Source organism: Yoonia sp. (assembly GCF_046498525.1).
Taxonomy (GTDB): domain Bacteria; phylum Pseudomonadota; class Alphaproteobacteria; order Rhodobacterales; family Rhodobacteraceae; genus Yoonia.
In genome coordinates, this window is the sequence record NZ_JAWOAN010000037.1 from 1 (window position 1) to 6,889 (window position 6,889).

General features: G+C 54.0%; 6 protein-coding genes and 1 pseudogene. 1 reads left to right on the forward strand and 6 read right to left on the reverse strand.

Going from position 1 to position 6,889, the window contains the following annotated elements; translation table 11 throughout:
- The 5 genes and pseudogenes from R6T97_RS02600 to R6T97_RS02620 form a co-directional block, all read right to left on the reverse strand.
- Positions 1-440: pseudogene (locus R6T97_RS02600) on the reverse strand (D-glycerate dehydrogenase); the annotation flags it as partial.
- A 204-nt stretch (positions 441-644) separates the two neighbouring features.
- Entirely contained in the window at positions 645-1,985 is a 1,341-nt protein-coding gene (locus R6T97_RS02605; protein ID WP_410347756.1) for an amidase, read from the reverse strand.
- Positions 1,982-3,349 (reverse strand): TRAP transporter large permease subunit, encoded by a 1,368-nt coding sequence (locus R6T97_RS02610; protein WP_410347757.1) that lies wholly within the window; start codon positions 3,347-3,349, stop codon positions 1,982-1,984. Before R6T97_RS02610 ends, R6T97_RS02605 begins: the two co-directional genes overlap by 4 nt.
- Positions 3,350-3,380: 31 nt before the next feature.
- Positions 3,381-4,034 carry a TRAP transporter small permease subunit gene (locus R6T97_RS02615; RefSeq protein WP_410347758.1) on the reverse strand — a complete coding sequence of 218 codons (654 nt, stop codon included), beginning with the start codon at positions 4,032-4,034 and terminating at the stop codon, positions 3,381-3,383.
- 35 nt (positions 4,035-4,069) lie between these two features.
- Positions 4,070-5,164, reverse strand: coding sequence for a TRAP transporter substrate-binding protein (locus tag R6T97_RS02620; RefSeq protein ID WP_410347760.1), 1,095 nt, complete (start codon positions 5,162-5,164; stop codon positions 4,070-4,072).
- Positions 5,165-5,718: 554 nt separating this feature from the next.
- Between R6T97_RS02620 and R6T97_RS02625 the strand changes: the two genes are divergently transcribed.
- Positions 5,719-6,456, forward strand: a complete 738-nt coding sequence (locus R6T97_RS02625) for a GntR family transcriptional regulator (RefSeq protein WP_410347761.1) — start codon at positions 5,719-5,721, stop codon at positions 6,454-6,456.
- Positions 6,457-6,687: 231 nt separating this feature from the next.
- On the opposite strand, the gene R6T97_RS02630 is transcribed toward R6T97_RS02625, so the two are convergent.
- The coding region (locus R6T97_RS02630; RefSeq protein ID WP_410347762.1) for a hypothetical protein at positions 6,688-6,889 on the reverse strand (202 nt) is incomplete at its 5' end.

The window sequence follows — 6,889 nt, forward strand, 5'->3', positions numbered from 1 at the left end:
GTGACCTGTTTGCCGACCATGAACGCCGGTGACCAGCTATCCCAGCTACCGGTGCGCACGATCCGGTCCCCCGCAACCGCGTGGCGGGCCGCCCCCAACATCAACAACATTGCCAGTTCTGCTGTTGCATCCGATAACACATCCGGCGTGTTCGTCACCACGATCCCACGCCCCTTGAGCGCTGGCAAATCACAGTGGTCCACACCGACGGAATGGTTGGCAACAATCTGCAAACGGTCTGCGAACTGCGCGACAACATCTGCGCTGAAATGTTCGGAGTGACACGGAATAATCGCATCGAAGGCGGCGCTGGCTGCAATCAAGTCCTCTGCGGTGCCGGGTGTATCAGCATGATTAATGACCACATCATAGTCGCGCGCAGCACGTTCCAGTGTGGCGTCAGACAGGCGGCGGGTAATCCAGAGGCGTTTCTTGCTCATTTTTTGCGAACGCACTCGTCCCAGAAATCATAGACAGCCATGGCGCAAACCAAGATGGCGATAAGCATGAAAGGCAAGCCACCCATGAAACCCGCAAAACCGCTCGAGATGCTTTGGGACAGTCCACCGATAAAGATGCACAACAAGCCGGTCCCTATCAGTCCAGCTATCAATTTGACCGCATATGACATTTTCAGTTCCTCTTTAATCCGCAGTTTCAGCAAGATACTTTTGAACCCAACGCGCAGTGCGCAGCAGGCGGTCGTCTTTTTCGGCGGGGCCGATCAATTGCACCCCAATCGGCAGTCCGTTTTCGCCGACAAGCAACGGCAAGCTGACGCAAGGCAGGCCGGCCAAGGTCCAAAGCGTACAGAATATCGGGTCGCCCGTGCCTTTACCAAACTTCGGCGCTTCTCCGGCTGCCGACGGTGCGATGATAGCATCATAATCGACAAAGAAGTTGGCAAAAAATGCCTCGGCAGATGCTTTGACGGCAAGCGCGTCTTCATACTCCGTCTTGGTAATTTGCCGCGCGCGCGTGATGACAGGCTTGAGCGTCTCGCTAATTTGATCCCAGTACTTGTCGAAAACGGCTCCTTGATGCTGCACAATCTCGTATTCGTGTATCCGGGCCTGCACGACGACAAGGTTGGAAAGCGTGTCAGCGGGTTCCATCCGCGTCACCTGCGGGCCAAGGATTTCCAGCACGGCATCGAAACCATCGCGCGAGTCGTCCGATAATCGGTCATTGAACGGCAGGTTGAACCACGCAAGTTCGGGTGTCACGGGCACTTCGGCTTGCGCACCGGCCAACATGTTTGGGCGCGGGCGTGCAAAGCTGACGGGGTCATGCTGATCGTAGCAGCCGAGCGCATCCGTGAGCAAAGCCACATCCGCCAGACTGCGGCCAAAGCAGCCAACCTGATCGAGCGAAACAGACGTTTGCAAAAGCCCGCTGCGCGAAATTACACCGCGTGTCGGCTTGAAACCGAACGTGCCGCAGAATGACGCAGGGCGGATGACCGATCCGTTGGTCTGCGTCCCAACGGCCAAGGGCACGTGATGGGCTGCCACGGCAGCAGCCGATCCGCTGGATGACCCGCCAGGGCTGTGATCGGCATTGTGCGGATTGCGCGTCTCGTTTGCGTGGACGAACGCCAATTCGGTCGTCACGGTCTTACCCATGATAACGGCGCCTGCTTCGCGCAACCGCTCCACCAGCCGTGCGACATGTTCGGTTTGTCGGCCTGCGAAAATCGGCGTGCCGCGCTGGGTTGGCATCCTTGCAGTGTCAATGATGTCCTTCAGCCCGACCGGTATCCCATGCAGCGGGCCGGTGGCGAGGCCTGCCTTGCGGATTCGATCACATTCCGCCGCTTGCGCCAAGGCCGCATCGCCGTCCAAGAACGCCCAAGCCTTGATCGTGCTGTCCGTGGCTTCGATTTGCGCAAGACAGGATTTCACAAGTTCAACAGAACTGAGTTTACCCGAGGCGATGGCGGCCAGCGCCTCGGATGCTGTAAGTTTGTAGCTCTCATTTATCATGGAATATACGGACCAAAGAGGTATTCAGGGAACCAAAGCGCAATGCCGGGGAATGCATACATCAAGACCATCGTTAAGATCACGATGCCCAAGTAAGGCATGATGCCACGGAAAATCTGCATCAGCTCGATCTGGTTCTTTAGCACCCCTTTGAGATAGTAGGCCGACATGGCCATGGGTGGGGTCAGGAAAGAGGTTTGCAGGTTCAAGGCAATCAACATTGCAAAGAAGTACGGGTTCACGCCAAACACTTCGAGTAGCGGCAGGAAGATCGGTACGAAAATGATCAGGATCTCAGACCATTCCAAAGGCCAGCCCAGCAGGAAGATGATTATCTGCGCAAGGACAAGAAACTCCCAAGGCTCCAAATCCATCCCACCAACCCAATCAGCGATGATGTCGTGACCTCCAAGGTAGGAAAAGACCGAAGCAAAGGTCCATGAGCCGACGAACAGCCAGCATACCATCGCCGTGGCCTTCGCGGTCAGGAAGACGCTTTCCTTAAGCTTTGTCCACGTCATGGAACGATAGATCACCGCCAATACCATGCCACCCAAAGCACCCATTGCCGCCGCTTCCGCAGGTGTTGCCAACCCCCCCAGGATTGAGCCGAGTACCAAGGCAATAAGGACGGTAAGCGGGACGAAGCTGATTAAAAGATCTTTATAGATTTCTCGTGGCGGTGGCGGGTTTTCCATCGTCGGCTTGGGTGCCAGGGCCGGATTGAACCAGACGCGCACAATAACGTAGACGATATATAGTCCGGCCAGTAGCAAACCCGGGAACACCGCAGCTGCATAGAGCCGCAAGGGGGAAAGATCGGCGATCGCCGCGTAGACGATCAACATGATGGACGGAGGGATCAGGATGCCCAACGTACCACCGGCGCAGATCACGCCTGAAGCAAAACTCTTGTCGTAGTTTGCATTGGCCATCGCGGGAAAAGCCAAGAGGCCCATCAGCGTCACAACCGCACCCACAATCCCCGACGCCGTCGAGAAGACCGCGCAGGTCAGCAGTGCAGCAATAGCGAGGCTGCCGGGCAGGTTGCGCGCGGCCATATAAAGCGAAAAGAACAACTTATCGATGATGTTCGCACGTTCGACGACATAGCCCATGAACAAGAAAAGCGGGATCGCCACGAGGATCGGGTTTTCCATGACTGAATAGGTGTTCTGGTTCAGCAGATAGAAGATATTATTGTTGAAAATATCGCTGAACGACTCAATCGGGCCGCCTTGGTGGTAGGCGTAGTATCCAAAGGCCACACCCATCGCGAGCAATGTAAAGGCAATCGGAAAACCGAGGAGAACAAGGAAAATAAACAGCCCAAGCATGAACAGGGCGACTTCAGGATTTGTCATCTTTTATCTTTCTAGAAGCGCTTCAGTCGATTTATTTGTCAGCCGAACGGAAGGCGCTGATCGCCTCTAGATCGGCTTCGGTCAGCAGGTCTTCGGTTTCTTTCACATCGACCAATCGCTCAGGCCAGACACCTGTCCGCATCGCCATCACGCATCGCACAAGTTCGGCCACGCCCTGAAGCGCGAGCAAGCTACCTGACAACGGGATCAGGGATTTGAAAAAGTAGATCTGGATGCTTGCAGGGCTGTTGAAACTTACTTCCTTATAGCGCCAGCTATCGGAAGCGATCTCATACCCGTACCACGCCAGCGCCAAGACACCCGGGAAGAAAAAGAGAAAATAAAGTAGGAAATCCAAGGCCGCCTGCACCTTTACCGGGAATAGCCGGTAAACAACGTCTGCGCGTACGTGGGTGTCTTGCGCCAGCGCATATGCACCACACATCAAGAACAGTGCACCATACATCTGGATCATCATATCAAATGCCCACACCGTCGGGGAATTCAAAACATAGCGCACGAAAACTTCATACGATACGGATAGAGTGAGAATTAGGATGCACCACCCAAATGCACGCCCTACCCATAGGCTGATGCCTTCGATAGCGTGAACAAATTTCATGAAACTGCCGCTCCCCTGCAAGTCGTTTCTTATCGTTGCCGCACAACAATGTCCGGGCATCATGCGGACGCCCGGACATCTATGTTGTCACAGAGAGATCAACCGAAGTAGTGGTCGTAAGCCATCTGGTAGTTAGGCTGGTTCAGGTTCAGGTACCCCATAACTTCCTTGGCGTATGCCTTTTGGGATTCCATGACGCGGGCAAAGAACGGGTCTTCCGATGCGATGCGTTCCGCAACCTTATCCCAAGCGACCAGCTGAGCCTCCAGAACGGCTTCCGGTGTACGGTGCACCGATACGCCGTCCTGCTCCTGAAGCTTGATCAGGTCATCGGAATACCGCTTGGTATTGCCCCAGTAGAAGCCTGAGTTTTCAGCCATGGATGCGTTGCGGATCATCGCCTGATGCTCGGCCGACAACGCATTGAACTTGTCCTTGTTGATGGTGACCTCAAAGCATTCCTGGCTTTGGTGGTAGGACGCGAGCATGTAGTCTTTGGAAACATCCTGCATACCGAAATCGCGATCGGAGGTCGGGTTGTTGAACTCGGCAGCGTCGATCAGGCCGGACTTCATTGCGGGCTGAATTTCACCGCCCGGCAACTGCACCACTGACATACCCATTTCAAGCATAACGTCAGCAGCAAGGCCAACTGTGCGGTACTTCAGGCCTTGGATTTGTGACGCATCCGTAATTGGTTCACTGAACCAACCCAATGGCTGCGCAGGCATTGGCGAGTTAAAGAATGACACGACATTCAACCGCAGCTCGGCCATCAGTTCGTCGAACAACTCCTGGCCACCACCGGAATGAATCCAACCCAGCATTTCTTGGCTGGACCAGCCAAAGCAAGGTCCGGTGCCAAACAGCGACGCGGATTTGGATTTGCCGTACCAATATGCGGAAACATAGTGGGCAGCGTCCAGAACACCCCGGTGGACCGCATCTTGCATCTGGCTTGTCTTCACGACGGAATCGACGGACAGAACATCGATTGTCAAAGAGCCGCCGGACATTTCGTTAACGCGGTTTGCAAAGGACTGTGCGTTCTCCAAGAAGATGCCACCGCCCCAAGCAGCTTGCATCTTGAGTGTTGTGCCGTGGCCCTCGGCAATTGCAGGCGTTGCCAAAGCTGCGGCACCGGCAACGGCCGATCCACGCAGGAATTTTCTGCGATTAATAGTATCTGACATGGTTCCTCCCAAGGAATAGTGAAAGCCGGACGTTTGACTGGGGTCCGGCTCTGTCTTGTTTTGTGAGCCTCGGGTAAGAATTGTACACAAAGCAGCCTCTCCCAAAGCAACCCCGCGTAGAGCTTGATCCCGTGATCCAAAATAACTTTAGAAGAATTACCCCCTCAAACAAGCGTTTCATGTCATACGCGGTATCACACCGTTCAAACCGAGCAATTCCGGTAGATCTGGTAGAGAATTCGCCTCGATTTTCACCAAGCTGCCGTCGGGTAAAGGTGACTAGGATTTAATCCTTATAATACAATGTATTATATGATCTCCATCATGGCAATCAAAAATTCAGGAGGCCTTGTTTTTGAACAACGACCTCAAGAAAATGATACAAAACGCGCGTGATGTTTTTTACAATACCGTACGTCGGAAACGCAATCTGTCCACATAGCACCCACAGTTTTACTCGGATCGGCCCGAATCACTTGTCTGTGTTCACAATTGTATACAGTCTGTGATGATCAATCTGTCAAAGAGGTGCTCAGGCACCGGAGAATCGAGCGATGCCCGAAAAAAGTCCAACACAACTCGATCGCGCCTTACTTGGTTTGCGCTCGCTTGTATTGGCGGGGGACTTTGAGGAGGGGCAACGACTGTCAGAGGTCGCTGTTGCCAAAAAACTAGGGACATCACGCACACCCTTGCGCCAGGCCATGGATCGACTTGTTTCCGAAGGGATACTTGAGCGGATCGATACCGGGGGATGTCGCGTGGCGACATTCACGCGGGAAGACATCGCAGATGCAATTGAACTGCGTGGCGTCCTGGAAGGAACAGCGGCGCGTTTGGCTGCCGAACGTGGTGTGAAACCGGAAACCATGGCCGAGGCGTATGCAGTTCTGGCCTCGATCGACACAGCTCTTGCGGGTCCCGATGGTTTGGATTTCGACGCATATGTGCATCACAATGCGCGTTTCCATGATCTGTTGGCGGTTTTCCCCCAAAGCCCACTTATTCGAAAAGAGATTGAACGGCTAAAACTTCTCCCCTTTGCTTCGCCCTCTTCATTTCTAAACGAACACGCATTGATCCCCGATTTCCTAGACTCGCTGCGTTATGCACAACGCCAGCATCGTTCGATCCTGGAAGCTATAGAAAACCGTGAGAGCATGCGCGCCGAAGCACTTGCCCGCGAACATGCGCGACTGGCGCTTGTCAATTTCAACCAATTGGCTGATGCCAAAACGGGATTGTTGCAAGAAGTCCCCGGTTTGGCTCTGATGGCATCAACCCGGTCCTGAAAGGGGCGGCACTCGTTTGGGAGGTGTCTCTCTTTTCCAGATTCCGATTTGCGAGATTGACCGTGATATAACTCTCTGCATTGAGGCAGATAGAGGGATCATAGATAGGCAAACCAAAACATCTGTGGAGTTTTGAGGGCCAGACCGAGCGGATGAACCGCACAAGGAGGCGACTGTCAAACGCATCCACTAGACAGCCACGACCAGTCGCGGGCACACCTTGCCGACTTCTTAGCAGCTTGCCACTTCAGCCGCAAAAGACTGTGGCGGTTTCACGTGATGCAGCAATGGATACTTGCGGAAGAGTGCGGCGACTTCGGCGTTCAAAGCATCTTCCACATTTTCAAGCGTGGCACCCTGTTCTACCTGTCCGGCAGCATCGGCGCCAAAGTTCATGTCTTCACGGAAGGTGAATTGTTTCTCTGCCAAAGCA